Source organism: Rhizobium sp. BK512 (assembly GCF_014194915.1).
GTDB lineage: Bacteria > Pseudomonadota > Alphaproteobacteria > Rhizobiales > Rhizobiaceae > Rhizobium.
In genome coordinates this window covers 1,093,861-1,120,426 of sequence record NZ_JACIAS010000001.1, presented here as the reverse complement: position 1 = coordinate 1,120,426, position 26,566 = coordinate 1,093,861, and the positions used below count along the sequence as shown (strand labels likewise).

Genomic DNA, 26,566 nt, shown 5'->3' with positions numbered 1-26,566 from the left:
ACCCCGCGCATCATCGCGACGAAAATACCGGCGTACTCATCAGAGATGCCGGTGTCCTCTGCAGGCGGGCCATACGGTTTGTCAGCGGGTAGGGCGCGGTCAGGCAACCGCTTGCAAGTCCAGCCGTGATGCTGAAAAGCAGGCCGAGATCGGTGCTGCTTCCGGAGATCGTTGCCGAGGCGATCTGTGCGACGGAGGCGAAAACCGCCGCCATACCGATCGCCCGGTTTTCACGGTTCACCAGTTTGCTGCGAGCCGCAGCCTTCAGCAGGCTATAGAGGAAGAGCAGGAAGAGAGCGGTGCCGGTAAGGCCCACATTCGACAGAAGGGCTGCGGCGAAGCTCGATGCCCGCACCGTACCGAGCCCGGCTCCGAAGGTCGCCGTTTCGATGAAGGAGATCAGCGCCAGCGTGTTCCAGGCGGTTCGTTCTTCGCCGGATTGGGATTCGAGCTTGTTGGCAACTGTTGCATTCGCCAGGTCGCCAATGGCGTTCCAGGCACTCGGGATCAGCGCCACGGCCATGATCAGACAGGGCACCATAAGCAGCATGATCAAAAGGAAGGTTGCATAGGGACGAGTCGCCTGGCCGCTCAGAAGGCGCCTCAGGCTGAACAGCACTGCAACGACGATCATGAAGAGACCGGCGGCATAGGCGGTCGTCGAGGTGCAGAGGATGACGGTGAGGCCGACCGATATCGTCGCAAAGCCGGTGAAACGGCTCGGAAAGCGCTCAAGCCACAGGATGAGTGTGAAAGAGAAGAAGACCAAGGCTGCTGCACCGTAGGCGCTAGCCTCCGGGAAGGAGCCGACGATGCGCTTGAAGCCGCCGATCACCTCGGCCGTGTGCATCGTGTAGTTGGCGTTTCGAATGAAATCGAGCAGGTCGGGCTGGCCGATCGTGAAGGTCGCAATATCGACGAGGGCGAAACCCAGGCAGATGAGCGCCGTAACGATGAGCTGGCGGGCAATGAAACGTCCATGTCCAAGCCGGGCAAAACCACAGACAATGGCGAAGCATATGAGATCGCCGAGCAGGTAGACGGACTGCGTGAGATTGGAGGAACCCGGCGCCAGCGGCGATGCCATGATCGACATCAAGCCGGAACTGCTGCGTGCGGATGAATACACCAACGTCGCGCCGGCGAAAATACGCGGCAGGAAGAAGGCCGATACCGCAGAAAACAGGACATAGGCAGCAAACCAGAAGCCGGGGCCGGGATAGGCGAGACTTGTCAGCGCCGCCTGTTTCTGGCGCGGACGCAGCAGCACACCGATCGTCACGAACAGCAGCAGGAGATGGCTCGGCTGAATGCTGCTGCCGCCGAGTGCGGGAAGCTGGAAGGCTGCGGCCGCGCCGAGCAGCGTGGAGATGCAGAGCGCCGTGATCGCAAAGCGGAATCCATAATAGACGAGCGCCAGGCCAAGCAGGAAGACGAGGAAGCCGATCGGTTCAATTGTCATGCAGAAACCTCCGAGCCGGGTCGAAGACTTTCCATAGATGCGGACATGAACTCAATTCCGACGCTAACAGGCATATTCCTACCGTGGTCTCCTAGTTCGATCCCGTCTGCGGTACCCATTCCGGACGGGGCGCATCGCTTCGGGCTACATTGGGAACGAGGGCGCCGGCCGGCTGCTGAGGCTGCGACGCCGCAGAGGAGGCATCCGCGGCTGCCTCGACGCCGATCTCGATGATGTCGTGCGGCAACAGGGCCGTGTTCTCGTCTGCGACGATATTGCTGTAGCTGCCATCCTCGTTGCGACGGACGATCTTGAAGTTCTTCTTCGTCGTTCCGAGCAAGGTCGATTCCGCGCCCATGCGGGCGAGTTCCGCACTGTATCCGGCCTGGTCGCCGAGCAATTGCGCCACCTGCATGTCGATCCCTGCCTTGTTGATGGCGAGGCTGATCGTGTTCAGCTCCTGCTGATTTTCGGCATTACGCTTGTTGATGACATCAGCCTTTTCGCGCTGGCTCTCGTTCAGGCCCTGACGGGATTTTGTGAGTGCTATCTCCAGATCCAGCAGTTCGCTCTGAGTTTCTGCCAGGCTCCGATCGACGGAAAATTGGCGGGTATTGCTGGTTAAGCCCTTGCTGACGAGGCTGTTGACGTTGTTTAGCTCCTGCTGTGCGAGATCGATCTGCCGCTTCTGGGAGACAACCTTGGCTTCGAGAGACTGGATTTCCTGGGTGTAGAGACGGCTCAGATCATCAGCCGCCTCGACCTTGCTGTTGGTCTCGACAGCTCTCAGGCGCATCAGGTTCAGTTCCTCTGCCTTGAGCTTGCCGATGTCGGGCACACCGCCGATCTCCGAGGGAATGTCGAAATCGGGCTGACCGGCAATCTCGGCCCGCAGGCGCGCAGCGCGCATCAGGAGATCGCGGCGGTTCAAGACGGCTGTGCGATAGTCGCCGGCTGCCTGAATGCGGTCCCTGTCATAGTAGCTGCTCTCGTCACGCGCCCGCATATAGCCGCCGGCAATGCTGACGGCTTTCATGACAGTCATGTTGGCCTCGAAGGGATAGCGTCCCGGCCGCTCGATGCTGCCGTTGACGAAGATCGGCGCATGCTGGTCGATCTCGACAGCGATGAAAGGCCTTCCGGGAAGGTCGGCCTTTTCAGCCAACGCGTCAGAAATGGTCTCCGACAATTGCTCGGTCGTCTGGCCGGATGCCCTGATCTGACCTGCGATCGGGATCGACAGATTGCCGGCATCATCGACGTTGTAGGTTCCGTCGAGAGCTTCCCAGCTCGCATATTTGGAGTCGGTGGAACGCCATTCCACGACTCGAAGTTTTATCTTGTCCTCGGGAACGAGCGTGTAGTTGTCGGCATGGGCGGCAGTCCATCCCAGCAGGCAGGTGAAGACGGCGGCAAGGCCAGCGAGCGTAAGACGATCAGGGAAAGACATAAGCCTCATGGCGTCTGTTACCTCCGTTTTGCCGCGATGGATGGCGAAGACATCTCGCGATTTGAGGACTGGCTGAGTTCGAGGATGCGCATAGGTGATGCGCGTCCCATCAGAAGGTCGGACAAAGCCAGGAAATTGCCGTTCAGTCGGCCACGACGGTCAACTGCGCGATCATTGAGAAGGGTGCCGCGGGCGTTGGCCAGGATATTGCGGCCGATCTGCGCCAGAGCACGGGTCAGGGACATCGTGCCCTTACGCAGCAGATGCACGGGATTTGCGACTTGCGAATAGCCGAGCCTCTTGCCGGGCTGGCGTCCGGACTTGACGCCGAGATGTACGCCGCAAGCGCCCGAAATACGCACCGACCGTCCGTAGCGCGCTATAGACCGGCTGAAGTCGACATCCTCCAGCCAGCCATAGAGCGGCAATTCTTCATCGAAAGCGAGCCCGTGACTTAGAATTGGCGCCAGCCGAACCGCCATGTTGCATCCGTAGGCGTTATAGACTTCCGTCACCTGCTCGTCTCTTTCGCTTGCGGTCTTGATGACATGCATGGCTTCGGACTGGGTCAGCCCCTTGCCGAGAATGCCGTCAGCCAGGACGTCGCCGGTCGCAATGACCACATCCGGGTTGTCGGCGAAGACCGCCGCCATGCGTGGAATGTAGCCAGGAGCCGGAATGAAGTCGTCGTCGAGGAAGATCAGCACATCCATGTCCGCACCGGCGGCTTCGATGATCCGGTTGCGCTGGCAGGTCAGGCCACGGGGGCCGGCCATCAATTCCACGCCCTTTCGATTGGCAAGTCCGGCAGCGTCATCCAGGTTGGGGACGCAGACGATGATGCGCTCCGGGTGAGGCTGAAGACCCTCAATATAGGTTACCGTCTCCAGAAGCGTCGCAGGCCGGCCGGCCGAGGCAATGCCGACGGCGACCTTCAGCTTTGCTGCTTGTGGGGTCGGAGCCATCATATCTGAACACTCGATGGTGTGTTGTTGACGATCGCACCGAGGATTTCGGCACCGACATTGCGCATGCTGTCGATGACGCGAACCGTCTCGTCAATCGACGTGCGGCCGTAAGAGGTTACAACGAGAACACCGTCCAACTCCGGAGCGAGCGCGTTTGCGTCCGGCGACGAGGTGAAGGCGGAGATATCGACAAAAATGGCGTCGAATTCCTTTTTCAGATCGTTGAAGTTGAGCTGGGTGCGACGCGAGCTCAGACGGACGGCGGGCGTCACGGCACGGACCTTGCCGAGAGGCAGGAATTTCAATGTCGGCGTCAGCGACAGGGTGGCGGTGCGGATCGCCTCGACATTGTCGAGCACGTCGATCAGGCCAGCCGAACTGTTCGGCGCAATGGACTTGCTCAGAGAAGACTTTGTCGCCGCGGCATCGATCAGCAGGGTGCGCGAACCGGATATTGCCGAGAGCACGGCGAGCTCGCAGGCGATGGTGGATGCGCCGCCGCCCGGATTGACGGCCACGATACCAATTACCACGCGCCGTCTGCGGCGGAAGCCGGTGACAGTCGCCCCAAGCTCGGCCATTCCGGGGATCATCGGATAGGCGACGGTGCCGCTGTCGTTGGACGTAGACAGCGCCGCCGCGCGGCTCGTCCTCTTTGCGCGTCCGAGAGGTGTAACGAAAGGCAGGCCCGTCGCATGCGAGAGCTGCTGGGTGCGCATGATGCGCCGGTCGCTGACATGGCGGATCATGGCGAGGCCGAGGCCGGAACCGGCGCCAACCACCAGCGCGAAGGCAAGGATCAGCGAATTGTTCGGCTGCGCCTTGGAGAGTGGCGAGGTCGCCCGCGAAACGATGGTCGCGTCGGAAACCGGATAGGAGATCCGCTGCTTGGCCTCGGTATACTGCGTCAGGGTGTTTTCGAAGAGGGTGCGCCGGGCGTCGGTGGCGCTCTGCAATTCGGCGAGCTTGAACTGGTCGCGCGGATTGGCCTTGAAGGTTGCGAGCGCGCTCGCGGCATCGGCGAGCCCACGCTGCTGCTCGTTGACGAACTGCTCTAGCCATTCACTGTATTGCTGGGCCGCAGCGGCCTTCATCTGCACATTCTTGCGGATATATTGCTGGGCAACCGCATCGGCGATCTCGACCGCTTTTTGCGGGCTGGATGCGGATGCGGATATTTCGAGGATTGTCGACTGACCGATGCGGCGCATGGCAACTATGTTGCGCAGACGAGCAATCGCCCGGTCGATTCCCGCCTCTTCCTGGTTTGCACTGGCAGGCTGGGCATTGCCCGAGGTCGCATCTCCCTGTGCAGTCCGGGGCTGAGCGGCGTCGAGATTGCCGGTCAGCCAGTCCTTGACCTTATCCTGCAGAGAAAGGGTCTGATTGGAGAAGGCCGGATCGTTGGCAAGGTTCAGCGCGCTGGCGGCCCCGCCAAGGACATCGCTCGACTTTGCTATTTCAAGCTGTGCATCGATGAAGGCGTCTTCGGCGAAGGCTCTTTGGGCGTCTGAACCGTTCACCTGCGGGAAGACCATCAGCTGGGTACTGGCCACATAGGTCGGTTTGGCGATGAAGAGATAGGCGGCAGCGAGGGCAAGGAAGACCACGGTGGTAAATACAATCCACGGCCAACGCATCCTGACGAAAAAGGACATGTCCCGCAGTGTCAACGACGAACTACTGCTGGCGGTGGCCGGCAAGGATATCGGGGCGACGCTACTGAAGACGTGATTTGAGTTCATAGTGTCCTGATCCAAAGGGCAAGAGTATCTTCTTCATTGATATCCAGCTGGTGCGCGCGGCCCTGTCGGGCCACACGGCGTCCCGGCTGGATCAGTAGCAGCCGCGCTGCGAGAACAGGGCAGGAACGGTTTTCGCGATGATGATGAAATCGCGTGCGAGCGACCAATGACGGACATATTGGACATCGAGCGCGACACGGTGTTCATAGCTCACATCGTTGCGGCCGCTGGTCTGCCATTGTCCCGTCAGGCCAGGTCTAGCGGCCATATAGCTCGTGACATGCTCGCCGTAGCGGGCGAGTTCTTCTGCCGTCACCGGCCGCGGGCCCACGATACTCATTTCGCCCCGCAAGATATTGATGAGCTGCGGAAGCTCATCGATGCTGGACTTCCTCAGGATTTCGCCGACAGCGGTGATGCGCGGATCGTTCTTTAGCTTCCGTGTCGTTTCCCACTCGGCCCGCGCTGACGGGTTGGCGCGCAGCAGTTCGGCGAGCCTTTCGGCGGCGTCGGTCTTCATGGTGCGGAACTTGAGACAGCCAAAGGCGGCGCCCCCATATCCGATACGCGTATGCGAATAGAAGACTGGCCCCTGGTCACTCAACTTTACGATGAGTGCCGCGATGAGCATCAGAGGCGACAGCAAAACCAGAGCAGCGGCTGCCAATACGATATCAACTGCCCGCTTGGATGCTTTGCCGACCACATGAGGCCGCGATACTCTGCGAGGATTGTTATTCGGCCCGGACTGGTCAACGTTCGGCCAGGATTCACGAACTTCAATACTCTGTGCTTCCCAAGTCATCGACCGACTCCAAAAGTTTAGAACCTCGTGAAGTTTGGTGCAGCGCAATGTGCTTGTCTGTGACCGCGGTCATAATGATTAGCAAATTATTTATGCTAATACTGTAATGCTACAGAGTTCTCTACGAATTCGGCGGCAGGGGATTTCTACACCCTAATTTATTCGAAAATTTAACTTATATGACGTCTTGCGCGCACGGCTTGAATAGATGAAGCCGGGCGTTGTAGCTATTTTTGGGCAATTTTAATCCCAATAGCCCCAAAAATGGGCAGGTTGGCGTAGTACTCCCCCTGAATTCGACGGATACTAGAAAAAATATAATCTACATAACTGGTGGTATTGTCACTATTATTTGAGATGCTCTTGTCATCTTCGATTGTTATTTGACTCTCAAGTTAGGACAATATAAATGATGCAGTGCAGCATCAGCTACGACCAATCTGTTTTGTTGGGGAGTTATGCGCATGGACGGAGCTACACAAACGAGAGACTATAGAGTCGCTATGGGCAAAGCGGCTATTAGCGTTGTTCCGGATACATCTCTGAACAATCGCATCTCAAGTGACGACGACTTCCCGTTCTGCCGCGCGACTGTACGCAACTTCCGTCGCGGCGAACTTATTGCTGGCGCTGGAGTCTTTGTGGACATGTTCGCTCGCGTGCAGCGCGGGCTGGTCAGTGCCAGTACGATGTTGCCGGATGGCAGGGAGTTCATCGTCGAGATCATTCCGAGGGGAGGTCTGATCGGCGAACTCGAAGTATTACGCAAGCAAATGCTGAATTTGGAGTATAGAGCCAGTTCGGATTGCGAGCTATACTTCTTCGAAGGTCGGTTGCTGCGCGAAAGGTATGCCACTGATCCGCAGTTTCAGGAGAAGGTTTTCTCGAGAACGCTTGCGCGTGTTTCCGAGCTTGAGCGCCGCATCATTTCGAACGCCGGATCCAGCCTGCAGTCGCGGCTGGCGGCGATGTTGCTGCGGTTATCTTCGGTCTACGGAAAGGACACGCCAGCCAACCGAGACGTGCTGATAATTTCGCAGAACGATCTGGCGGCGACGCTTCCGGCTTCTCGTGAAAAAGTCAACCAGTGCTTGCGGCGCCTGCGTGAATGCAAGGTGATCGACGGAGCCCAGGGCAGGATCCGTATCCTCAACCGCAAGGCGCTGGAAGCCTATGCCGACGGTGCAGCGTTGGCCAAATGATGCACTTCGTCACGATCCAGCTGCCGTCCGCAGCCGGATCGCGACCACTTCACCCCTCATGGACGGCCTAGGGGCCTAGCCGTCAAAAGCATCCATTGTGTCTGTCGTCGGAGAGCTTCTATGAACGACATCGGCCAACTGCGTCCTGATGAGAATGGGCCTGCCGTTTCGACCTTGCGGTGGCCGGCTTCCGGACGCTACGCGAAAATATGGAGAGACGGCATCGCAGCCCGCCCGGCGCTCGACCACGTGGTCGTCATCGACGACTATTCGACGGCGAGGGGTGGGGCGACTGCACTTGCTGTACTCTCAGCGAAGCTGTTCCGCGGACTGGGCCTTGCCGTCACCTACATCTGCGGTGATGACGGCGCCAGTGAAGAGCTTGCGTCTCTCGACGTTTCTATCGTCAAGCTCAATAGTCGCGACCTCTTGAGCGCCAACCGAGTGAAGGCCTTCGCGACCGGCATTCACAATCCTGCCGCCGGCAGGATGATTTCCGCTTGGGTGCGTGCCAATGATACGCCGAGGACGGCCTATCATGTCCACGGCTGGCATCAGATCCTGTCGCCGGCCGTCTTCGACGCGCTTGCGCCCGTTGCCGGCCGATGCGTCGTTCACGCACATGACTTTTTCACCGGTTGCCCGAACGGGGCGTTTTTTGATTATCAGGCGCAAGAGATCTGCCAGCGGCGTCCGCTTGGAGCGAGTTGTATTGCCACATCCTGCGACAAGCGCAGCTATGCGCAGAAACTGTGGCGGACGGCCCGCGGTGCCAATCTCTTCCGTGCCCTGAGAAGCCGTCCCGCCTTCGGCAGAATCATCCTGCTCCATGAAAAGATGGCCGAGTTCCTTGAGGGCTCCGGTTACCAGCCGGAACGGCTCATCACCATCCGCAATCCGATCGCGCCGCTGACGGCAGAGCGTGTTGCAGCCGAGGACAATGACGAGTTCGTCTTCATTGGCCGGCTGGATGAGGAAAAGGGTATCGAAGACGCGCTTGCCGCTGCGCGCAGAGCCGGAGCAAGGCTTTGTGTGATCGGCGATGGGCCACTGATGCCTGATGTCGTGGCGGCCGGCGATCATGTCCGGGCCATGGGCTGGCAGTCGCATGCCGAGATCGGTCGTATCATCCGCACGGCAAGTGCGCTCGTGATGCCGTCCCGCTATCCGGAGCCGTTCGGCCTCGTGGCAATCGAGGCGGCACGCAGCGGCCTTCCCGTCATCATGACCAAGGGCGCCTTCCTTGCCGAGGAGATGGAGAGGGCTGGAATGGCGATCTCCTGCAATACGATGGACGAGGAGGCCTTTGCCGCAACGCTTGCGGCCTTCCGGCACATGCCGAAGGAGGATGTTCGCCTCATGAGCGAGCGCGCCTTCCGGCTGTCGCCCAATCTGGCAACAACGCACGAAGAATGGCGCGATGCCCTTCTCGCACAATACCGCAGTCTGATTCCGACACATGTAGTGCCCGAGCCGAAGGGCGAGGCAATTGTACAAGGAGCGTTCAGGTGACTGTCAAAGCAGCAAGCTCTCTCCCCGAAACAATGGCATTCCGTGGCGATGCGCCCGTCGTGGCAAGAAGCCGGCCCGTCGAAGCCGGCGGCAGGGCCGATGCGAAACCGCTTCGCGTCGCGATCGTCCACTATTGGCTGGTATCGATGCGCGGCGGCGAGAAGGTGGTCGAAGAACTGTGCCGCATGTTCCCGCAGGCGGACATATTCACGCTGGTGTACAATCCCGAACGCACCAGTGATTTCCTGAACAGCCGCAACATCCATACGTCCTTCCTGCAGAAGATTCCGCGTTCGACGCGTCATTACACGAAGATGCTGCCGCTCATGCCGTTTGCGCTCGAGCACTTCGACCTTCAGGACTATGATCTTGTCATTTCAAGCGAATCCGGTCCCGCCAAGGGTATCATCACGCGGGCGGATGCGCTTCACATCTGCTACTGCCATTCGCCGATGCGCTATATCTGGGACCAGTTTCACCTGTACCGGCGCGGCGTTTCCTGGATCGGCAAGGCAATGATGTCGCTCACGGCTCCGGTGCTGCGTGCCTGGGATGTGACGACCGCCGCGCGCGTCGATACGTTTGTTGCGAATTCCAGCTATGTCGCCGGCCGTATCCGCCGCTTCTACGACCGCGATGCCGTCGTCATCTATCCGCCGGTTGCGACCGACGATTTCGTCATCGGGCAGGGCAAAGGCGAGTTCTATCTCTATGCGGGCCAGCTCACTGCCTACAAGCGGCCGGATATTGCCGTGAAGGCCTGCACCGAAATGGGCCGCAACCTGATCGTGATCGGGGAGGGCGAGCAGGAAGCCTATCTGAGATCGATCGCTGGGCCGACGGTGCAGTTTCTCGGTCATCAGCCATTCTCGGCTCTGCGTGATCATCTGTCGCGCTGCCGTGCACTGCTTTTCCCCGGCATCGAAGACTTCGGCATTCTGCCGGTGGAGGCAATGGCGTCCGGCCGGCCGGTTCTGGCCTTTGACGCCGGCGGCGCACGCGAGACCGTCTGCGCGCCGCATGTCGGTTTCCGCTTTGCCGAGCAAAGCGTGGAAGCGCTGATGGAAACGATAGCGGCGTTCGAAGCGGTCGAGGATGCGCTCGATCCGGCGGCGATCCATAACCACGCCCTGAAATTCTCCGCAGCGGTTTTCCGCGACCGCCTCGGCTCGCTTATCGACGAGCAACTCGTCAGGCATGGCTATCAGGCCGCAAGTCCCGTCAGGAAGAAAGTAAGCTGACACGCACAACCGGCCAAAGGGCCGGCAAAACCCCGGAGCGGCGGTACTGCGGCGCTCCCAGAAGAGGTTCGTTGTAGATGGCCAAGGAATAAATCGTGTCAAGCGTATCGCATAGAACGGCGACAGCAAGCATATGGACGATAAGCGGAAAATTCCTGGCACGACTGCTCGACTTCGTGAGCCTGCTTGTGCTTGCGAGACTTCTGAGCCCGGCGGATTTCGGGATCGTCGCCATCGCTACGTCGGTGCTCGTCATCGTCGAGGCGATCCTCGATCTTCCGCTCACCCAGGCGCTGGTACGCATTCCCTCGCCATCCGAGCGGATGTTTGCAACAGCCTTTACGTTGAGCCTCATGAGAGGAACGGCGATCAGCCTGTTGATGATCGTCGTCGCCTGGCCGATGGCTCTCTTCTACAATGATCCGCGGCTTTTTCCGCTGGTCGCCGTGATTTCGATAGCACCTGCGATGCGCAGCGTGATCAGCCCGCGCATGGTGCTCTTCATGCAGCGCTTCGACTTCCGGCGCGAATTCGCCCTCGATCTCCTTGCCAAGGGGTCGACGCTGATCTTCAGCGTCGGTGTCGTGCTTGCGACCGACAGTTACTGGGGACTGGCGATTGGCGCCGTTGCCGGGCCGACGGCGTCTACCATCGTCTCCTATATTTTTGCGCCGATGCGACCGAGGCTCAGTCTTTCGGAATGGAAGCATTTCCAGGACATGGTTGGCTGGAATACGGTTTCTCAGGTTCTCAACTCGCTCAACTGGCAGATGGACCGGTTGATGCTGCCGCGCTTTACGAGCCTTTCCACCTATGGCGCCTTCAGCGTTGCCGACAACCTTGCCGGTATCCCCTATCAGACGTTCGTCGGCCCGCTAATGCGTCCGCTGATGGCTGCCTTTTCCAATGTCGGCGACCGGGGTCAGCAGATCACCGCCTATTTGAAGGCCACAAATGCGATCATGGTCGTGGCGGCGCCTATCCTGCTCGTGATCATTCTTCTGGCCGAGCCGATCGTGCGTATCGTCGTTGGCGAGAAATGGATCGTTGCAGCGCCGATCCTGCAGTGGCTTTGCATCGTCAGCCTGATTGGCCTGCCGACCACTATCATGCCTTCGCTCGTCATGGTTCTCGACAAGACCCGCTATGTGGCGCTGCGGATGTTTGCCGAATTCGCAGTGAGAGCGCCGGTTACGGTGGTCGGTGTCGTGATGTTCGGGCTTGAAGGCGCCCTGGCGGCACGCGTCATCGCCGCCGTCGTCGCTTATCTCGTCTGCCTTGTCATCATGCAGCGGCTGATCGGCGTCTCGATCGGCGCGCAGCTTTACGCGTTCGTCCGTCCGCTTGTCGCCTGCGTGCCGATGGTCGGCTTTCTGCTTTTGGTCCAGCCAGTTCTCGTAGCCATACCGCTCGGCTTGGAACTCGTCGTCGTCGTCGGTTTCTGCAGCATTGGCGCACTGGCGCTCTTCTGGGTTTTCTCGCTGCTCCTGTGGCAGGCCGTCGGAAAGCCAGACGGGCTCGAAGCTATTATCGTCAGAAAGATCGTACCCTGGCGAAACGGAGTCGTCGTTTCATGATCGGCTCGCAAAACCCCGCAACGGGCTCGAAATCTCCGGGAGGGAGAACAATGCGTCACTCGAAATTTGCCGGAAGATTTGCACTTCTGATCATCATCGGCCTTTTCGGTCCGCCGGGCCCCCGGCCCAGCGAAGCGGAAGAACCGCTCAATCTCGACGATTTCCAGCTAACCTTCGCCGAAGACTTCAGCACGCTTGACGTTTCGGCCTGGGGCGAGAAGGGATCGCGGTGGATTGCCCACACCCCATGGAATGGTGATTTCGGCGATGCACAGTTTACCGACCCGATGGACGGTTTCCCTTTTACGGTCAATGACGGCATCCTGCGCATCGAGGCCCGGAAGGACGCGGATGGCAAGTGGCGTTCCGGCCTGCTAGCCTCGACCAATCCGAAGGGTGAGGGCTTTTCGCAGACGTTCGGTTATTTTGAAGCACGCATGAAGCTACCGCCCGGCAAGGGCGTCTGGCCGGCTTTCTGGCTGATCGGCCTCGACCGGTCCAAATTTACCTCTGAAATCGACGTGATCGAATATTATGGTCGCGCGCCCGGCGAGTTCAGCATGGGTTATCATGTCTGGCGACCAAGCAACCAGCACACGACGGACGGTCATCTGACAAATGTGCCTGAAGGCTCGCTCAGCAGCGACTACCATACGTTTGGCGTCGATATTGGTCCGCAGAAATCGACCTTCTATCTGGATCGTCAACCGTTGTGGAGCTTCGATACGCCGCCGGAATTCCATATGCCGTTCTACCCGCTGGTCAATCTTGCGCTCGGATCGGGCTGGCCGATCGATGAAACGCCAAACCCATCCTATCTGCTGGTCGATTATATCCATGTCTATCAGCGCAAGAACCTGATTTCGGCCAAAAACGATTAGGGCCCGATGGCGGTCTGCGAGCGCTTGAGCGCGTCGAGTACGATGCCCGTCAGCCGACGCGACGGGGAACTGCGCGGCCAGAGCATTCCGACCTCTCGCGGTGGAAAGGGTACGGGCAGTTCGAGAACGGCGAGGTTGAGGCCTTCCGGCCAGGGCCTTGCCCAGTCCGGCACCAGCGAGACGCCGAGCCCGTTGGCGACCATGACTGAGATTGCTTCGAGGGAATCGAGTTCCAGACGTTCAGCCGGCTTCAAACCCTGTCTTTGAAGATATTCGTCGGCAAGGCGGCCGCCCCAGTTGTTCCGGTCGTAGCGGATGAAGGGGCGGGTCTTCAGGAGTTCGTGCGGGTTCTTGCCCTGGCAATCGGCGGGGGCCACGAGAACCAGACGTTCGGCCCGCAGTAGCTCCCATTCCAATGTTTTCGGTATCGAAAAAGGTGGTTTTACAATGATTGCCGCGTCGATATCCCGATCTATCAGCCGCTGGTAGAGATCGGTCGACGGGCCCGGCAACAGGAAGACCTCGACAAGCGGCATGCTGGCGAAGACGTCGTGCAGGGCTGATGGCAGCAGTCCGGTCAGCGCGGTGGTGATGGCGCCGAGGCGAAGCTCGCCAGAGGGCAGGTCGGCATTGGCGAGGCTGCGCAGATCTCGCACCTCGGCAAGGATCCTGCGGCTCTTTTCGATAATGGCGTGACCGGTATCGGTCGGGCGGACACGGCGGCCGACGCGGGTCAGCAGCGGCACGCCGACATCGTCTTCCAGTGCCTGCATGCGTTGGGCCACCGCGGCAGGCGTAATGCCGAGGCGGCGGGAGGCCTCGGCCAGTGACCCAAGCTCGGCAACCAGTAGAAATGTATCGAGAAACCGCGTCTCCATAAGGATAGATTTTCTATCTTCTGAAACCAGAAAAAGCGAGATTTTTCTTCTTTTCCCGATCGCCATAATGTGGGCCAAACGGGAGTATTTGCCTTGGATATGCAATTGAACGGAAAGACCGCTTTGGTGTTCGGCGCGGGTGGCGGACTGGGTGGGGCGATTGCCCGCTCGTTGGCTTCAGAGGGTGTTCGCGTTGCCGTCGCCGATATTGACGAAGGTGCCGCAACGAAGACGGCGGAAGGCATTGTTTCTGCCGGAGGAAAGGCGCTGGCGATCGGCTGGGATATTGCCGATCTCTCCGTCATCGAGGCGAGGTTGGCCGTGATCGCCGATACGTTTGGAAGCGTCGATATTCTCGTCAACAATACGGGTGGACCGCCACCGACACCTGCTTCCGGTCAATCGGCGGAAACCTGGTCGAAATATTTCGACATGATGGTGCGCTCGGTGATTGCCGTGACGGATGCCGTGCTGCCCGGCATGAAAGAGCGCGGCTGGGGCCGCGTCATTACCTCCACCTCGTCAGGCGTCGTGGCGCCGATTCCCAATCTCGGTATTTCCAACAGCTTGCGCCTGGCGTTGGTCGGATGGTCGAAGACGCTTGCACGCGAAATCGGACGTGACGGCGTCACCGCCAATATCGTGCTGCCAGGGCGTATTGCGACCGGCCGTATCACTTTCCTCGATGAGCAGAAGGCCAAGCGTGAGAACCGGCCGGTCGAAGAGGTGACGGCGGAAAGCACGGCCGCTATCCCTGTCGGACGCTATGGGCGGCCAGAGGAATATGGCGACACGGTTGCTTTTCTGGCGAGCCCGCGCGCATCCTACATTACCGGCTCCGTCATCCGCATCGACGGCGGCCTCATCCAGAGCATATGAGGTGCTGACAATGTCTCTCGATCCGGCTGCCATAGAAACTCTGAAGGGCATCTCCACGGCGACGCTGACAACCGTGCTTCTGAAAAAGGGGCTCAGAAACGTCTGGATGCGCGGCACCAAGCCGCTACGGCCCGGCCAGGAGCGGGTCGTCGGTCCGGCCTTCACGCTGCGTTTCGTACCGGCGCGTGAGGATCTGGCGACGCCTGAAAGCTGGGCTTCACCGATTTCTACAAGAGCGGCAATCGAAGACATGCCCGAGGGATGCATTGCCGTGGTCGATGCCATGGGCGTGCAGGATGCCGGCATTTTCGGCGATATCCTTTGCGCCCGGATGATGAAGCGCAAGGTCGCGGCCCTGGTGACCGATGGCGTCGTGCGCGATCTCGAAGGCGTACTTGCGAGCGGATTGCCGGTCTGGTGCGACGGCATGGCGGCACCGCCTTCCGTCGCCGGGCTGACCTTCGTCGGCTGGCAGCAGCCGATCGCTTGCGGCGGTGTTGCGGTTTTCCCCGGCGATATCGTCGTTACAGACAAGGACGGCGCCGTGCTTATCCCGGCAGCTCTGCTGGATGCGGTGCTTGCCGAAGCGCCGGAGCAGGAGCGTATGGAAGGCTGGATCATGACCGAAATCGACCGGGGCGTACCGCTGCCCGGTCTCTATCCCATGAATGCTGAAACGAAGGCACGCTATAAGGCGTGGAAGGATGCACAATGAGCTTCGGGACTGACGCCAAGGGCGTCTACGCTATCGCAACCACGCCATTCCTGCCGGATGGGAGTCTCGATACGCCGTCAATCGACCGGCTGACCGATTTTTATCAGGACAGCGGCGTTACAGGCATGACTATCCTCGGGATCATGGGTGAAGCGCCGAAACTGGAGCCCGCCGAATCGCGGGCAATCATCCGTCAGGTCGTCGGCCGTTCAAGGGTGCCGGTCATTGTCGGTGTTTCCGCGCCCGGTTTTGCGGCGATGCGTTCGCTCGCCCGCGATGCGATGGACATGGGTGCTGCGGGTGTCATGATCGCGCCGACCCCGGCGCTCCGCACCGACGAGCAGATCATCCAGTATTTCGCGCAAGCCGTCGAGGCCGTCGGCACGGACGTTCCGTGGGTGTTGCAAGACTATCCGCTGACGCTGACGGTCGTCATGTCCTCGGGCGTCGTTGCCAAGATCATATCCGACCATCCGTCCTGCCTCATGCTCAAACACGAGGACTGGCCGGGCCTGGAAAAAATCTCGAAACTGCGTGCCATGCAGAAGGCCGGCGATCTCCGTCCCTTCTCGATCCTCTGCGGCAATGGCGGCATGTTCCTCGATTTCGAACCGGAACGCGGTGCGGATGGTGCCATGACCGGCTATGGCTTCCCCGACATGCTGGTGGAACTCGTCAATCTGTTTGCCGCCGGCAAACGTGATGAGGCGCATGATCTATTCGACGCTCACTTGCCGCTGATCCGCTACGAGCAGCAGCTCGGCGTCGGCCTTGCCGTTCGCAAGCATGTCCTGATGCGTCGGGGTGTCATCACCTCCGATGCGCAGCGCAAGCCCGGGAGTTCGCTCAGCACCACCGCGCGGTCCGAGGTCGACTATCTGCTGCGCCGGCTTGCGCGGCATGATCCCCGCGCGCCAGTTTGACGAAAACTCCCCGCTGCAAAGCGGGGAGCCCCTCAATGCTCTGCATTGAGGACACGCAATGGCTTTCCGTCGATCCAGCCTGCGATATCCTCCACCGCGTCCCCATAGAAAATGCGATAGGTTTCTTCCGTCACATAGCCGAGATGCGGGGTTGCCACGACATTGGCGAGCCGCCGAAAGGCGTGATTTGCGGGCAGCGGCTCCGCGTCGAAAACATCAAGGCCGGCGCCGCCGAGATGGCCGCTTTCCAGTGCTGCTATCAGTGATTGCTCGTCGACAAGCGGCCCTCGGGATGTGTTGAGTAGGATGGCGCCCGGCTTCATCAGACTGAGCTCGCGCTTGCCGATGATGCCTGTCGTTTCCGCATTCAGGGTCAGATGCAACGAGGCGATATCGGCGGCGCGCAGCAATTCGTCGAGGGTAGCGGCATAGCCGATGCCGAGTTCGGCGCTCTTCTGCGGCGTGTTGGAGCGCGACCAGCCGATAACGTTCATGCCGAAAGCGCGGCCGTAAGCAGCTACCTGCCGGCCGAGCTTGCCAAGACCGGCGACGCCGAGCGTCAGGCCCCTGAGGTCGCGCCCGACCGATAGTTGCCATGGGTCCTTTGCTGCGCGGAAATTGGCGACTTCCGAGGGGATATGGCGAACCATCGCCATCAGCAGCGCCCAAGTGAGTTCCGCGGCTGAACCGACGAAGCCGCCTGTACCGGCAACGGTGATGCCGAGACGGGCGGCAGCGGCCATGTCGATCGAGGCGTTGGCCATGCCGGTCGTGATCAGCAGTTTGAGCTTCGGCAGGCGGCCAAGGCGTTCGGCATCAAAGACGGTGCGCTCCCGCATGGCGACGATGATCTCGTAGTCCGCGAGCCGGGCAACGAGGGCGTCTGTGTCTGCGACACCGTCGTTGAAACAGTCGATCTCGACCTTCGCCTCGATGCTGCTCCAGTTGGCCATGGACAGGGCGACGCGCTGGTAATCATCGAGAATGGCGCAGCGTAAAAGCATTCGAAGAACTCCATGAAACATCGTTACTGGCTGTCCGGCCAGAGAACCATTACCGCATATTCCGAGAATATGGGGGCCGCTCGCGCAATCGTGAAAGACGTCTGGGCTAGATGAGTTCTGCCGAATGCTTTCTGAGCAGAGAAAGAAATTCCGCCTGTAGAGCAGTCGGCAGCCAATGGCGGCGTAACGTGACGCCGACGGGACGGCGGGAACCGGGCAGCGGATGATCCATCGTAGCGAGGAAGCCTGCCTCCAGCTCATAACGGATCTGGTGGCGTGAGAGCAGGGCGAGGTGATCGGATTTCAGGAGCACGCCCCTGATGGCATTGAGCGAGCCGGTCTCGACGCTCTGGCGGGCGGGTTTGTCCTTCGGGAAGGTTGCTGCCATTGCGTTGAAGGTTTCGCGCGAAGGCGTATCGCGACGGGCGACGACCCAAGGGTAGTCAGCGAGATCGTCAGGGGTGATCCCCCGATGCCGCGTCAAGGGATGGTCGGCGCGCCCGACGATGCTGAGTTCGAAATCGAAGAGCGCTTCCTGATGCAGGGTTTTCGAGACGAGGTTTTTGCGCAGCGCACCGACAAGGATATCGACGCGACCTCGCTCGAGATCGTCTATCAGCACCTCGTAGCTGCCCTCCACGATTTCGAAGCGTGCGAGCGGATGGCGGTTGGCAAGGTGCGCGATTAGGTCAGGCACCAGGAAGGTTCGGGTCAGCGGCAGGGTACCGATCGAAATACGGCCGGCATAGTGATTGTGGGCCTCCTGGAGTTCGTCGCGCAGGCTTTCGAATTCAGCTAGCGCCAGGCTGAACCAGCGAGCAGCTGAAAGTCCTGCAACCGTCAAGCGGACGTTGCGGCCGAAATTTTCGAAGAGGGAAATGCCGATAACGGCTTCGGCCTCGCGCGCCGCGCGCTGCACGGCCGGCTCCGATTGTTCCATCGTGCGAGCTGCGGCGCTGAAGCTGCCGTGCTCGGCAAAGGAAGTGATGGCGTGCAGGTGCGGCCATGTCAGACGCGCCTCGGTGATGTCGCTTGCCGCTTTCGCGGTCGATATGCATGCCTGGCGGATGAGGTCGCAGAGGCGGCGGAACCGCGGCAGGACGATCTTTCCTTCCACCGTCAGTGCCATGGTATCGCGTTCGATCAGGGTCGCGTCCAGAAGCTCTTCCAACCGCCGCAGGGCCTGAGACGCCGCCGGCTGGGTGATGCCGAGGGCGGTCGCGGCCGCTGTCAGCGAGCTGGTCTCTGCGCAAGCAGTGAAGAGCCTGATGTGGCGGAGGTTCGGATGGATCGGCTTCGACATGGCTCTTCCTGAACGCCCGCAGCCGGGCCGCATCAGGGCAGCGCGATAGGTGTTTCGACGGAACGGTGTTTGTTCATCCAGTCAGCCGCCACCTGGATACCGCCGAGTGGGAAGATGTGCAGTTGACTGATAAGGCTTTCAGGCCTTCTTGCCTTGTAATCGGCAAAGGCGGCGACAAGATCGGTCGGTTCATAGGGGAGCAGCAGCTTGCTCATGTCCATGGCGCGCTTCTGCAGCACCTTCATGGAGGGGCCGATGCCGCAGGAGATGGCGTATTTGATCAGCGTCTGCAGCCTGGCAGGACCGGCAATGCCGACATGGATGGGCATGGTGACGCCCGCTGCCTGGATGCGTTCGGCCCAGTCGATGACAGGCTGAGGATCGAAGGCGAATTGAGTGGTGATAGCAAGCCTGGCGGCGGTTTGGGAGGCGAGATCCTGTTTCCAGCGCAGTGCCCGATCGGCCATCGCAGTCGATCCGTTCGGATCGACATCGCGGCTGCCTTCCGGATGGCCGGCAAAATGCAGATGAGTGAAGCCGTGATGGTCGAAAAGCCCGGTCTCGACCAATTGCATGGAGCTGTGAAAATCGCCGACAGGCGTGGCCCTGCCGCCACCGAGCAGCAGAGCCTGGCGAACATCGGCTTCGCCGCGATATCGTTCCAGCCAGTCCGCCAATGTGCTGACATCAGGAATGCTGCGCGCCGGCAGATGCGGCATGACCGGAAAGCCCTGTCGGTTCAGCCGTCTTGCTGTCGCCACCATATCCTCGATCGGGGTGCCGTCGAGGTGAGCGATATAGACGCGAGTCCCGGCCGGCAGGAGTTCGCGAAAATCGTCAACCTTGGCGGCCGTGCGTGGCATGACCTCGATCGACCAACCCTCGATCATGTCTGCGAATTCCGGCTCCGGAGTACGCTCCCTGGATTTGCCGGTAAAATTCAACAAAGCCATTCCATCGCTCCCTTTCGGCGTCCTCCACGCCTTTCAAAATGTATACATAATGAATTCTATTTCAATCACTGTGAGTCGATTTGATATGAAAACACGATAAATTCGTCACGACCTCAGTCAGAAAGTATGCATTCTCCGGAATGGAATCGCGCCTGTCAGATTAGCTCCGTATCGATCTGTAACCTCAGCTTATGACCCGTCAGCAGAACGAAATTGCCCGCCGCTGCCAACCTTCCTAGTGTCTTCAACGACAGGTGAGCGTGGAGGCATCCGCCTGCGAGGAGGGTTGTCATGAGATTTTTGAAAGCCGGCGAAGCCGTCGCTTGGGGTTTTGGCCCATGACCGAGCCTTGCTACGATGTCGCCCATCTCGGGCATGTTGAGCTCTACAGCGACCGTTTCGACGAAAGCCTCGATTTCTTCACGCGGGTCTACGGGTTGACGCCGAGCCTGATCGAAGACGGCGTCGCCTATCTGCGCGCTTTCGACGATTACGAATTCCATACGCTGAAGCTCGTGCGCCATCACACAACGGGTGTCGGTCATGTCGGCTATCGCGCCTCGTCTCCGGAAGCCCTGGAGCGGCGAGTGAAAGTGGTCGAGGAGATGGGCTGCGGCATCGGCTGGGTGGAGGGCGATGCCGGGCATGGCCGCGCCTATCGCTTCACCGATCCGGACGGTCATGTTTTCGAGCTCTACTACGACACGCATGTCTACGAGGCCCCTGAAGGGGAGCGTCCGGCGCTGAAGAATATTGCCCAGCGCTATCATGGGCGTGGCGCCAGCCCACGCCGGCTCGACCATCTGAACCTGCTTGCAAGCGATGTCAGGGCGATCCGTGATTTCATGACCAGGGCGCTCGGCAGCCGGGTGACGGAGCAGATCCAGCTCGACAATGGACGGCTTGGCGGCTGCTGGTTCACTGTCAACAACAAGACCTATGATATCGCCTATTCCGAGGACCATACCGGGGCGAGGGGGCGGTTTCACCACGTTACCTACGCCGTCGATCAGCGCGAGGACATTCTGCGCGCGGCAGATATCTTCCTCGAAAACGGCGTCCATATCGAAACCGGACCGCACAAGCATGCAATCCAGGGCACCTTCTTCCTCTATGTCTGGGAGCCGGCGGGCAATCGCGTCGAACTCGCCAATGCCGGGGCGCGGCTGATCCTGAGGCCCGACTGGCCGACCGTCACCTGGACGGAGACCGAGCGCAAGAAGGGCCAGGCCTGGGGCCTGAAGACGATCGAGACATTTCACACGCATGGCACGCCCCCCGTGGCGAGGAAGGACTAGTTCATGGCGAAGACGGCCTTGGTCATCAGCGCGCATTCGGCGGATTTCGTCTGGCGATGCGGCGGTGCTATCGCGCTGCATCAGGAGAAGGGCTACGAGGTTACCGTTCTCTGCCTGTCCTATGGCGAACGTGGCGAGAGCGCCAAGCTCTGGAAGCATGCGGGGATGACCCTGGAGAAGGTGAAGGCGGCTCGGCGTGTCGAGGCCGAGAATGCCGCCAAGGCGCTTGGCGTGCACGACATCCAGTTCTTCGATCTCGGCGACTATCCGCTGGTCGTCGATCAGGAGGCAAAGTTTCGCTTGGTCGATGTGATCCGTGCCGTGCAGCCGGAATTCATGCTCAGCCATTCCAAGTGGGATCCCTACAATACCGACCATATGTACGCGACGCAGGTGGCGCTCGAGGCGCGCATGATCGCGCAGGCCTGGGGCCATAATCCCGGCGAGAAGGTCCTCGGCGCCCCGCAGCTCTATCTCTTCGAGCCACATCAGACCGAGCAGATGGAATGGAAACCCGACGTCTTCCTCGATATTTCGCCGGTCTGGGAGAAGAAATGGGCGGCGATCCAGTGCATGGAGGGGCAGGAGCACCTCTGGCACTATTACAAGAATGTCGCCGAAAACCGCGGCAACCATTTCATGCGCAATTCCGGCGGCCAGTCGGGCGGTCGCAAGGCGACGCACGCGGAAGGCTTCCAGTCTGTCTTTCCGCGAACGGTGGATGAGCTCTAATGGGTGTCGTCGTTCAAAACATTCAGCGGGCGGAACAATCCGTCATCGATCGCCTCGCTGCCTGCGGCGTGGCGACGGTTCACGAGGCGCAGGGCCGCAAGGGCCTGCTCGCAAGCTACATGCGACCGATCTATCCGGGCGCGAGGATTGCCGCGAGCGCGGTGACCATTTCTGCTCCACCGGGCGACAACTGGATGCTGCATGTTGCGATCGAGCAGATCAGAGCGGGCGATCTCCTGCTACTTGCGCCGACCAGCCCCTGCGAGGACGGCTATTTCGGCGATCTCCTGGCGACCTCGGCCATGGCGCGAGGCTGCCGCGGGCTCATCATCGACGCCGGGGTGCGTGATGTCGCGGATCTCAAGGCGATGAATTTTCCGGTCTGGTCGAAGGCGATCTTTGCGCAGGGCACCGTCAAGGAGACGCTGGGCTCGGTCAATGTACCTGTCGTCTGTGCCGGAGCGCTCGTCAATCCGGGCGATGTGATCGTCGCCGACGATGACGGCGTCTGCGTGGTGCGGCGGGAGGAGGCGGCCGACATTGCCGACAAGGCGGAACAGCGGCTCGCGGCGGAAGAGGAGAAGCGCCGGCGGCTGGCCGCAGGCGAGCTCGGGCTCGATATCTACAGGATGCGCGAACGGCTGGCGGAGAAGGGGTTGAAATATGTCTAGGCCCAGCGCTGGGGAAGGCGTGCGCTGCATGTGGATGCGCGGCGGAACCTCCAAGGGCGGCTATTTCCTCGCGGAAGATCTGCCTGAGGATCGTGACGGATTTCTGCTGCGGGTCATGGGCTCGCCCGATCCGCGGCAGATCGACGGCATGGGCGGAGCCGATCCGCTGACCTCAAAGATCGCGGTCGTCAAGCGATCCGAGCGGCCCGGCGTCGATATCGACTATCTCTTCCTGCAGGTCTTTATCGATGAACCCATCGTCACTGATGCGCAGAACTGCGGCAACATCCTTGCCGGTGTCGGCCCCTTTGCCATCGAGCGCGGTCTGATCGAGGCCGAAGACGGGCAGACCGAAGTGCGTATCTTCATGGAAAACACCGGACAGATCGCCACCGCGAAGATTGCCACGCCGGATCGGCGGGTGACCTATGCGGGGGATGCGCGCATCGATGGCGTGCCAGGCACGGCCGCGGCGGTGCCGATCACCTTTGCGGATACGGCGGGTTCGAGCTGCGGAGCCCTGTTGCCCACCGGCCGTGTCGTTGACGTTATCGAGGGCATCGAATGCACGTTGATCGACAACGGCATGCCCTGTGTCGTCATGCTGGCCAGTGATCTCGGTATCGACGGGACAGAAACGCCTGGCGTGCTCGAAGCCAATGGAGACCTCAAATCGAAGCTGGAGGCGATCCGGCTACGGGCGGGGCCGATGATGAATCTTGGTGATGTCGCGAAGAAATCGGTGCCGAAGATGACGATGGTGTCGCCGGCAAAGGCCGGGGGCGCGATCTCGACGCGCACCTTCATTCCGCATCGCTGCCATGATGCGATCGGCGTGCTCGGTGCCGTCAGCCTTGCGACAGCCTGCCTTCTGCCGGAAGGGCCGGCGGCGCAACTGGCGGTCGTGCCTGATGGCGACGAGAAACTGATCTCGGTCGAGCATCCGACCGGAGAAATGAGCGTGATCGCGACGGTCAGGAGCGGCGCCGTGACCAATGCTGCAGTGTTGCGCACCGCCCGCAAGCTTTTCGACGGATTTGTCTTTGCGTGATTGCGGCAGCGTCTCGTCGCGGCGTGGTCCTTCGCAAAATAGGAGACTGAGATGAGGATCGGGTTTCTGGGCTATGGCGAAGCAGCAAGAGCGCTTCATGAGGGGGTGAGCCGGCCGGGTCTGAGTTTCATCGCTTATGATATCCTGCTCGCGTCAGGGGGCGAAGCTATACGCGAGGCGATGCGCGCCCGTGGCGCCGAGATTTCCGAGGGCATCGCGGGACTTTCGGAAGCGGATTGGGTGTTCAGCGCTGTGACCGCCGACCAGAGCCTGCTTGCCGTCGAACCGCTCCTGCCACATCTGCGGCAGGGGCAGGTGATGATTGATATCAATTCCGTTTCACCAGGCCGAAAGCGGGAGACGGCAGCCGCTGTGGAAGCCGCAGGCTGCGACTATCTCGACATGGCTGTCATGGCGCCGGTCCATCCTCGCAAACACCAGACGCCCGTTTTGCTTGCCGGTGCTCCTACTGAGAGGTTGCTGCCGGAGCTTTTGGCCCTAGGGTTTTCTGCCGAGATTGCAGGCCCGGCAGCTGGTGCTGCGACAGCAATCAAGATGGTGCGCTCGCTATTCGTCAAGGGATTGGAGGCGATCACAGTCGAGGCCTTGCTCGCGGCGAAGGCGTCAGGTTGCTACGAAGAAATCCTTTCATCTCTTTCCGGTTCTTTCCCTGGCCTCAACTGGCCGCAATTTGCCGAATATCAGATGGAGCGCACGACGCGACATGGGCGCCGGCGGGCGGCAGAGATGCGCGAAAGCGCTGCGACGCTCGATGCGCTTGGGCTTCGTGGCGAGTTGGCGATGGAGATTGCCGAGGTGCAGGAACGCATGGGAGCGTGCGGTCTCGGGCAGACTGGCGGGCTGGAAGAAACTGTCGGACGTGTGCTGGAATTGCGGCGGAAGCCCCAGAAGGGGTGAGCAATCGGTTCGGGACCGCATAGCGCGGATGAGGGGGCCTTAGCGCACAAGCGACCGTCACTCTCGTTTCGATCGTTCCCTACCTTGCTTTGCCAGCCCCCTCATCTGCCCCTCTCCGGGGCACCCCCTCCCGCTGGTGCGGAACTCGAATTCTATGTCCTTGGTGTCATCGGATCGCTGATGCGCCCGGCCTGGAATGTCGCCGGCAATGGCGTAAATTCGATCTTTGCCACAATGCCTGCCTTGTTGAAGGGGTCGCCTTCAGCAAAGGCTTTTGCTTCGGCAAGGCCTGCCGTCTCCAGTATGCCGAAATTGCCGATAGAAGCTCCATTGTCATCGTGCAAGGCAGAGCCGATCAGCACCACCGCGAGGCCTTCGCCACCGGATTGGACCCAGGCGCGATGGGCCGCGCGCTGCAGGTCGCGGGCGGTATCCTGCCCTTGATGATGCAGGCAGCGCATGAGGAAAAAGACCGGCATCAGGCGGCGTTTTCCAGCACGACCATGCCGGCGCCGGTCATGGAGGCCGGCGCGTGATAGTGTTTGTGGATGAGATTGACCTGCTCGTTCATGGCGGCGCGCATGACCAGCCACATGATGAGTTCGGCGCCTTCGGAACCGAATTGCTCGACGTAATCCTCGCGGCTCATGGCGCGGTAAGGTTCCGGGTTGGCGGCGATACCGTCAAGCCAGGCGCGGTCGGCCGCCTGGTTTATGAAGCCGGCACGCGCGCCCTGCAGCTGATGCGACAGGCCGCCGGTGCCGAGGATGACAACACGCTCATCGCCGGGCCAGCTTTCGATTGCCTCGCGCAGCACCTTGCCCATCTCCCAGCAGCGCTGCGGTGTGGGGATCGGATACTGGATGGTGTTCACCCAGATCGGCAGAACCTTGACCGGCCAGCGCTCCGGCCGGCCGAAGAACAGTTCCATGGGCACCTGCAGGCCGTGATCGACCTCGATCTCGCGGCAGACCAGCGGATCGAAATGGCGCTCGACCAGCCTGTCGACAAAATGCCAGGAGAAATCGGCGGCACCGTCGAAGGCGGGAATGGGGCGTGGCCCCCAGCCTTCGTCGACCGGCTGATAGGTTTCCGCTACGCCCACTGCGAAAGTCGGCACGCGGTCGAGGAAGAAGCTGTTGCCGTGGTCGTTGAAGATCACGACGGCGACATCGGGCTTTGCCTCACGCATCCATTGCTTGCCGGCTTCGTAGCCATCGAAGAAGGGCTTCCAGTCCGGCGTGTCGCGCAGACCCTTGTCCAGCGCGGCGCCGATCGATGGGACGTGGCTCGTCCCAAGGCCACCGATGATCCTAGCCATGTCTTTTCTTTCCCAGCCTTTCGTAGAGAAAATCCTCATGCGACATGCCGGCCTGGGCGGCGCCGATCTGAGTGATCGGCGTCGGGTCGACAGCGGCGATCTTCAGGATGAAGAACAGGTTGCCGCCCAGGCGGACCATCTCGTGCCAGTCGCGGCTTTTGACGGCGGCCATTTCGTCGTTGTTCAGGCCGAAGCGGATGAGATAGGCATCCTCATCCGCCTTGAAGGCATCGCGGTTTTCCGCCTGGCCGAGCGCCATCGCCATCTTGTTGAGCCGGTAGCCGCGGATCGAGCCGGCGCGGTCGAAAAGCGGCGTATCGGGAATCGTCCCGCTATTCTCAGGCATAAATTCCTCCAAATCTGCGCGTCAGCCAGCTGGTGATTGCGGACGTCACCTCGGTCGGGCGCTCCACGGGGCCGAAATGGCCAGCATCTTCGATGATGACGAGTTCCGCATCGGGTGCTGCTTCGGCGATTTCCTGATGCTGGGTAATCGGGCTCCAGCCATCCTGACGAGCAGCAATAAGCAGGATGGGACAGCCGAGTTCGGCCATATAGGTGCTGGCGTTCGGCCGATTGATAAGTGCTCGAATCTGCCGCTCATGGACATCAGCGCCGGCCCGTAACACCATGGTGCGCAGATGGTCGATCAAGCCGGCATCTGACAGTCGGCCAGGGTGGAGCATGGGCGGCAGCCATTGATCCGCCAGTTCATCCATGCTGCGATGACCAAGATCGATCATTTGCTGGCGTTTGATTTCCTCGCCATCGCGCTTCGGATGGTGGCCGGTATTGGCAAGGACCAGTCCGCGAATGCGATCCGGTGCGATACGAGCCATTTCCATGGCGACGCGTCCGCCCATGGAATGGCCGACCGCAATCAAATCGCCTTCAGTGGCGGCGAGAACGTTTTCTGCCATGCCCGATATCGAGGAAGCACGCGAAACATCAGCCGCGTGCACGGGCATGCGGTGCCCGACGGCATCGGCAAGCGGCGCCCAGACAATGCTGTCGGACACGAGCCCCGGAATGAGCGCGAGCGTTGCCATCGATTTTCCTCCCGCAAATCAGACATCA

26 protein-coding genes are annotated in these 26,566 nt (G+C 60.6%); 13 read left to right on the top strand and 13 right to left on the bottom strand.

Features of this window, described 5'->3' with window-relative positions; translation table 11 throughout:
- Positions 1-10: 10 nt before the first annotated feature.
- From FHX06_RS05620 to FHX06_RS05600, 5 genes are all read right to left on the bottom strand, one after another.
- On the bottom strand, positions 11-1,462 hold the full coding sequence (locus FHX06_RS05620; protein WP_112543886.1) for a hypothetical protein: 1,452 nt from the start codon (positions 1,460-1,462) through the stop codon (positions 11-13).
- 91 nt (positions 1,463-1,553) lie between these two features.
- Positions 1,554-2,921, bottom strand: coding sequence for a polysaccharide biosynthesis/export family protein (locus FHX06_RS05615; protein WP_112543887.1), 1,368 nt, complete (start codon positions 2,919-2,921; stop codon positions 1,554-1,556).
- An 8-nt stretch (positions 2,922-2,929) separates the two neighbouring features.
- Positions 2,930-3,880 (bottom strand): glycosyltransferase family 2 protein, encoded by a 951-nt coding sequence (locus FHX06_RS05610; RefSeq protein WP_113146627.1) that lies wholly within the window; start codon positions 3,878-3,880, stop codon positions 2,930-2,932.
- Positions 3,877-5,625 (bottom strand): polysaccharide biosynthesis tyrosine autokinase, encoded by a 1,749-nt coding sequence (locus tag FHX06_RS05605; protein ID WP_183878337.1) that lies wholly within the window; start codon positions 5,623-5,625, stop codon positions 3,877-3,879. Before FHX06_RS05605 ends, FHX06_RS05610 begins: the two co-directional genes overlap by 4 nt.
- Positions 5,626-5,716: 91 nt before the next feature.
- On the bottom strand, positions 5,717-6,430 hold the full coding sequence (locus tag FHX06_RS05600) for a sugar transferase (RefSeq protein WP_029868884.1): 714 nt from the start codon (positions 6,428-6,430) through the stop codon (positions 5,717-5,719).
- Positions 6,431-6,894: 464 nt separating this feature from the next.
- Between FHX06_RS05600 and FHX06_RS05595 the strand changes: the two genes are divergently transcribed.
- The 5 genes from FHX06_RS05595 to FHX06_RS05575 all read left to right on the top strand — a co-directional run bounded on the left by FHX06_RS05595 (position 6,895) and on the right by FHX06_RS05575 (position 12,843).
- Positions 6,895-7,632 carry a Crp/Fnr family transcriptional regulator gene (locus tag FHX06_RS05595; RefSeq protein ID WP_029868883.1) on the top strand — a complete coding sequence of 246 codons (738 nt, stop codon included), beginning with the start codon at positions 6,895-6,897 and terminating at the stop codon, positions 7,630-7,632.
- Between the two features lie 120 nt (positions 7,633-7,752).
- A complete protein-coding gene (locus FHX06_RS05590; RefSeq protein ID WP_183878334.1) occupies positions 7,753-9,144 on the top strand; it encodes a glycosyltransferase family 4 protein in 1,392 nt (463 codons plus the stop codon).
- Positions 9,141-10,385 carry a glycosyltransferase gene (locus FHX06_RS05585; RefSeq protein WP_183878332.1) on the top strand — a complete coding sequence of 415 codons (1,245 nt, stop codon included), beginning with the start codon at positions 9,141-9,143 and terminating at the stop codon, positions 10,383-10,385. Before FHX06_RS05590 ends, FHX06_RS05585 begins: the two co-directional genes overlap by 4 nt.
- 95 nt (positions 10,386-10,480) lie before the next feature.
- Positions 10,481-11,962 (top strand): lipopolysaccharide biosynthesis protein, encoded by a 1,482-nt coding sequence (locus tag FHX06_RS05580; protein ID WP_112971281.1) that lies wholly within the window; start codon positions 10,481-10,483, stop codon positions 11,960-11,962.
- Positions 11,963-12,012: 50 nt separating this feature from the next.
- Entirely contained in the window at positions 12,013-12,843 is an 831-nt protein-coding gene (locus FHX06_RS05575) for a glycoside hydrolase family 16 protein (RefSeq protein WP_183878330.1), read from the top strand.
- Here the strand turns inward: FHX06_RS05575 and FHX06_RS05570 are convergent.
- Entirely contained in the window at positions 12,840-13,721 is an 882-nt protein-coding gene (locus FHX06_RS05570) for a LysR family transcriptional regulator (RefSeq protein ID WP_112543894.1), read from the bottom strand. The genes FHX06_RS05575 and FHX06_RS05570 overlap by 4 nt on opposite strands.
- 93 nt (positions 13,722-13,814) lie before the next feature.
- On the opposite strand from FHX06_RS05570, the gene FHX06_RS05565 reads away from it, so the two are divergent.
- Genes FHX06_RS05565 through FHX06_RS05555 form a run of 3 tightly spaced genes read left to right on the top strand, consistent with a single transcriptional unit; the run spans position 13,815 to position 16,238 of the window.
- Positions 13,815-14,600, top strand: coding sequence for an SDR family oxidoreductase (locus FHX06_RS05565; protein ID WP_162710073.1), 786 nt, complete (start codon positions 13,815-13,817; stop codon positions 14,598-14,600).
- Between the two features lie 10 nt (positions 14,601-14,610).
- The gene (locus tag FHX06_RS05560) at positions 14,611-15,315 is read left to right on the top strand and encodes a ribonuclease activity regulator RraA (protein WP_112971279.1); all 705 of its coding nucleotides are present in this window, start codon (positions 14,611-14,613) and stop codon (positions 15,313-15,315) included.
- Complete coding sequence (locus FHX06_RS05555) at positions 15,312-16,238, top strand: dihydrodipicolinate synthase family protein (protein ID WP_112971278.1); 927 nt, start codon at positions 15,312-15,314, stop codon at positions 16,236-16,238. The genes FHX06_RS05560 and FHX06_RS05555 overlap by 4 nt, the downstream gene beginning before the upstream one ends.
- A 32-nt stretch (positions 16,239-16,270) precedes the next feature.
- On the opposite strand, the gene FHX06_RS05550 is transcribed toward FHX06_RS05555, so the two are convergent.
- The 3 genes from FHX06_RS05550 to FHX06_RS05540 all read right to left on the bottom strand — a co-directional run bounded on the left by FHX06_RS05550 (position 16,271) and on the right by FHX06_RS05540 (position 19,498).
- Positions 16,271-17,242, bottom strand: a complete 972-nt coding sequence (locus FHX06_RS05550; RefSeq protein ID WP_112971277.1) for a D-2-hydroxyacid dehydrogenase family protein — start codon at positions 17,240-17,242, stop codon at positions 16,271-16,273.
- A gap of 106 nt (positions 17,243-17,348) precedes the next feature.
- Positions 17,349-18,545, bottom strand: a complete 1,197-nt coding sequence (locus FHX06_RS05545) for a LysR family transcriptional regulator (protein ID WP_162730006.1) — start codon at positions 18,543-18,545, stop codon at positions 17,349-17,351.
- Positions 18,546-18,577: 32 nt separating this feature from the next.
- Entirely contained in the window at positions 18,578-19,498 is a 921-nt protein-coding gene (locus FHX06_RS05540; RefSeq protein WP_183878328.1) for a methylenetetrahydrofolate reductase, read from the bottom strand.
- A 338-nt stretch (positions 19,499-19,836) separates the two neighbouring features.
- Here FHX06_RS05540 and FHX06_RS05535 point away from each other — a divergent pair, with 338 nt between their 5' ends.
- Genes FHX06_RS05535 through FHX06_RS05515 form a run of 5 tightly spaced genes read left to right on the top strand, consistent with a single transcriptional unit; the run spans position 19,837 to position 24,168 of the window.
- Positions 19,837-20,796: a VOC family protein gene (locus tag FHX06_RS05535; RefSeq protein WP_113116777.1), complete on the top strand. Its 960-nt coding sequence runs from the start codon at positions 19,837-19,839 to the stop codon at positions 20,794-20,796.
- Positions 20,797-20,799: 3 nt separating this feature from the next.
- Positions 20,800-21,528: a PIG-L deacetylase family protein gene (locus tag FHX06_RS05530; RefSeq protein WP_112543901.1), complete on the top strand. Its 729-nt coding sequence runs from the start codon at positions 20,800-20,802 to the stop codon at positions 21,526-21,528.
- Positions 21,528-22,199, top strand: a complete 672-nt coding sequence (locus FHX06_RS05525; protein WP_183878326.1) for a 4-carboxy-4-hydroxy-2-oxoadipate aldolase/oxaloacetate decarboxylase — start codon at positions 21,528-21,530, stop codon at positions 22,197-22,199. Before FHX06_RS05530 ends, FHX06_RS05525 begins: the two co-directional genes overlap by 1 nt.
- Positions 22,192-23,250 carry a 4-oxalomesaconate tautomerase gene (locus FHX06_RS05520; RefSeq protein ID WP_183878324.1) on the top strand — a complete coding sequence of 353 codons (1,059 nt, stop codon included), beginning with the start codon at positions 22,192-22,194 and terminating at the stop codon, positions 23,248-23,250. Before FHX06_RS05525 ends, FHX06_RS05520 begins: the two co-directional genes overlap by 8 nt.
- A gap of 51 nt (positions 23,251-23,301) precedes the next feature.
- Positions 23,302-24,168 (top strand): NAD(P)-dependent oxidoreductase, encoded by an 867-nt coding sequence (locus tag FHX06_RS05515; RefSeq protein ID WP_183878322.1) that lies wholly within the window; start codon positions 23,302-23,304, stop codon positions 24,166-24,168.
- Positions 24,169-24,320: 152 nt separating this feature from the next.
- Here FHX06_RS05515 and FHX06_RS05510 read toward each other — a convergent pair whose 3' ends face one another.
- The 4 genes from FHX06_RS05510 to FHX06_RS05495 are packed head-to-tail and all read right to left on the bottom strand — an operon-like array spanning position 24,321 to position 26,538.
- Positions 24,321-24,647, bottom strand: coding sequence for a YciI family protein (locus tag FHX06_RS05510; protein WP_183878320.1), 327 nt, complete (start codon positions 24,645-24,647; stop codon positions 24,321-24,323).
- The gene (locus FHX06_RS05505) at positions 24,647-25,489 is read right to left on the bottom strand and encodes a class III extradiol dioxygenase family protein (protein WP_183878318.1); all 843 of its coding nucleotides are present in this window, start codon (positions 25,487-25,489) and stop codon (positions 24,647-24,649) included. Before FHX06_RS05505 ends, FHX06_RS05510 begins: the two co-directional genes overlap by 1 nt.
- Positions 25,482-25,835 (bottom strand): extradiol ring-cleavage dioxygenase, encoded by a 354-nt coding sequence (locus tag FHX06_RS05500; protein ID WP_183878316.1) that lies wholly within the window; start codon positions 25,833-25,835, stop codon positions 25,482-25,484. The genes FHX06_RS05505 and FHX06_RS05500 overlap by 8 nt, the downstream gene beginning before the upstream one ends.
- On the bottom strand, positions 25,828-26,538 hold the full coding sequence (locus FHX06_RS05495; RefSeq protein ID WP_183878314.1) for an alpha/beta fold hydrolase: 711 nt from the start codon (positions 26,536-26,538) through the stop codon (positions 25,828-25,830). The genes FHX06_RS05500 and FHX06_RS05495 overlap by 8 nt, the downstream gene beginning before the upstream one ends.
- Positions 26,539-26,566 lie beyond the last annotated feature (28 nt).